At 56.8% G+C, this 3,186-nt stretch carries 1 rRNA gene; it reads right to left on the bottom strand.

The features are described 5' to 3' along the window. Window positions 1–22 precede the first annotated feature (22 nt). Window positions 23–3,127: ribosomal RNA gene (locus ACZ5K7_RS48190) — 23S ribosomal RNA — on the bottom strand. Between the last annotated feature and the right edge of the window lie 59 nt (window positions 3,128–3,186).

Raw genomic sequence — 3,186 nt, 5'->3', positions numbered from 1 at the left:
AACACAGTGGACGCGAGCAACTGAGGACAAGCCCTCGGCCTATTAGTACCGGTCACCTCCACACCTCACGGTGCTTCCAGATCCGGCCTATCAACCCAGTCGTCTACTGGGAGCCTTACCCCATCAAGTGGGTGGGAATACTCATCTCGAAGCAGGCTTCCCGCTTAGATGCTTTCAGCGGTTATCCCTCCCGAACGTAGCCAACCAGCCATGCCCTTGGCAGAACAACTGGCACACCAGAGGTTCGTCCGTCCCGGTCCTCTCGTACTAGGGACAGCCCTTCTCAATATTCCTGCGCGCGCAGCGGATAGGGACCGAACTGTCTCACGACGTTCTAAACCCAGCTCGCGTACCGCTTTAATGGGCGAACAGCCCAACCCTTGGGACCGACTCCAGCCCCAGGATGCGACGAGCCGACATCGAGGTGCCAAACCATCCCGTCGATATGGACTCTTGGGGAAGATCAGCCTGTTATCCCCGGGGTACCTTTTATCCGTTGAGCGACGGCGCTTCCACAAGCCACCGCCGGATCACTAGTCCCGACTTTCGTCCCTGCTCGACCCGTCGGTCTCACAGTCAAGCTCCCTTGTGCACTTACACTCAACACCTGATTGCCAACCAGGCTGAGGGAACCTTTGGGCGCCTCCGTTACTCTTTAGGAGGCAACCGCCCCAGTTAAACTACCCATCAGACACTGTCCCCCACCCGGATCACGGGCGCGGGTTAGACATCCAGCACGACCAGACTGGTATTTCAACGACGACTCCCCCTGAACTGGCGTCCAGAGTTCACAGTCTCCCAGCTATCCTACACAAGCCGAACCGAACACCAATATCAAACTGTAGTAAAGGTCCCGGGGTCTTTCCGTCCTGCTGCGCGAAACGAGCATCTTTACTCGTAGTGCAATTTCACCGGGCCTATGGTTGAGACAGTCGAGAAGTCGTTACGCCATTCGTGCAGGTCGGAACTTACCCGACAAGGAATTTCGCTACCTTAGGATGGTTATAGTTACCACCGCCGTTTACTGGCGCTTAAGTTCTCAGCTTCGCCACACCGAAATGTGACTAACCGGTCCCCTTAACGTTCCAGCACCGGGCAGGCGTCAGTCCGTATACATCGCCTTACGGCTTCGCACGGACCTGTGTTTTTAGTAAACAGTCGCTTCTCGCTGGTCTCTGCGGCCACCCCCAGCTCAGGAAGTAAATTCCGTCACCAGGACTGGCCCCCCTTCTCCCGAAGTTACGGGGGCATTTTGCCGAGTTCCTTAACCATAGTTCACCCGAACGCCTCGGTATTCTCTACCTGACCACCTGAGTCGGTTTAGGGTACGGGCCGCCATGAAACTCGCTAGAGGCTTTTCTCGACAGCATAGGATCATCCACTTCACCACAATCGGCTCGGCATCAGGTCTCAGACTATTGCCAGGCGGATTTACCTACCTGACGTCCTACACCCTTACCCCGGGACAACCACCGCCCGGGATGGACTACCTTCCTGCGTCACCCCATCACTCACCTACTACAAGTCTGGTTCGTCGGCTCCACCACTTTCCATTCCCCGAAGGGTCCGGAACGGCTTCACGGACTAAGCATCGCCTGGTTCGATGTTTGACGCTTCACAGCGGGTACCGGAATATCAACCGGTTATCCATCGACTACGCCTGTCGGCCTCGCCTTAGGTCCCGACTTACCCTGGGCAGATCAGCTTGACCCAGGAACCCTTAGTCAATCGGCGCACACGTTTCCCACGTGTGAATCGCTACTCATGCCTGCATTCTCACTCGTCAACCGTCCACAACTCGCTTACGCGGCTGCTTCACCCGGCAGACGACGCTCCCCTACCCATCACAGCCTCCGTTGGGAGTATTGCTGCAATGACACGACTTCGGCGGTACGCTTGAGCCCCGCTACATTGTCGGCGCGGAATCACTAGACCAGTGAGCTATTACGCACTCTTTCAAGGGTGGCTGCTTCTAAGCCAACCTCCTGGTTGTCTGTGCGACTCCACATCCTTTCCCACTTAGCGTACGCTTAGGGGCCTTAGTCGATGCTCTGGGCTGTTTCCCTCTCGACCATGGAGCTTATCCCCCACAGTCTCACTGCCGCGCTCTCACTTACCGGCATTCGGAGTTTGGCTAAGGTCAGTAACCCGGTAGGGCCCATCGCCTATCCAGTGCTCTACCTCCGGCAAGAAACACACGACGCTGCACCTAAATGCATTTCGGGGAGAACCAGCTATCACGGAGTTTGATTGGCCTTTCACCCCTAACCACAGGTCATCCCCCAGGTTTTCAACCCTGGTGGGTTCGGTCCTCCACGAAGTCTTACCTCCGCTTCAACCTGCCCATGGCTAGATCACTCCGCTTCGGGTCTTGAGCGCGCTACTAAAACGCCCTATTCGGACTCGCTTTCGCTACGGCTACCCCACACGGGTTAACCTCGCAACACACCGCAAACTCGCAGGCTCATTCTTCAAAAGGCACGCAGTCACACCACAAGGATGCTCCCACGGCTTGTAGGCACACGGTTTCAGGTACTATTTCACTCCGCTCCCGCGGTACTTTTCACCATTCCCTCACGGTACTATCCGCTATCGGTCACCAGGGAATATTTAGGCTTAGCGGGTGGTCCCGCCAGATTCACACGGGATTTCTCGGGCCCCGTGCTACTTGGGTGTCTCTCAAACGAGCCGTCAATGTTTCAGCTACGGGGGTCTTACCCTCTACGCCGGACCTTTCGCATGTCCTTCGCCTACATCAACGGTTTCTGACTCGCCTCACAGCCGGCAGACTGTGAAAGAGAGATCCCACAACCCCGTATACGCAACCCCTGCCGGGTCTCACACGCATACGGTTTGGCCTCATCCGGTTTCGCTCGCCACTACTCCCGGAATCACGGTTGTTTTCTCTTCCTGAGGGTACTGAGATGTTTCACTTCCCCTCGTTCCCTCCACACTGCCTATGTGTTCAGCAGTGGGTGACAGCCCATGACGACTGCCGGGTTTCCCCATTCGGAAACCCCCGGATCAAAGCCTGGTTGACGACTCCCCGGGGACTATCGCGGCCTCCCACGTCCTTCATCGGTTCCTGGTGCCAAGGCATCCACCGTGCGCCCTTAAAAACTTGGCCACAGATGCTCGCGTCCACTGTGCAGTTCTCAAACAACGACCAGCCACCCATCACCCCGC

It is taken from the genome of Streptomyces sp. NPDC031497 (assembly GCF_055580905.1).
The sequence above is the reverse complement of the archived record's forward strand: the minus strand, read 5'-3'. Positions and strand labels throughout refer to the sequence as shown.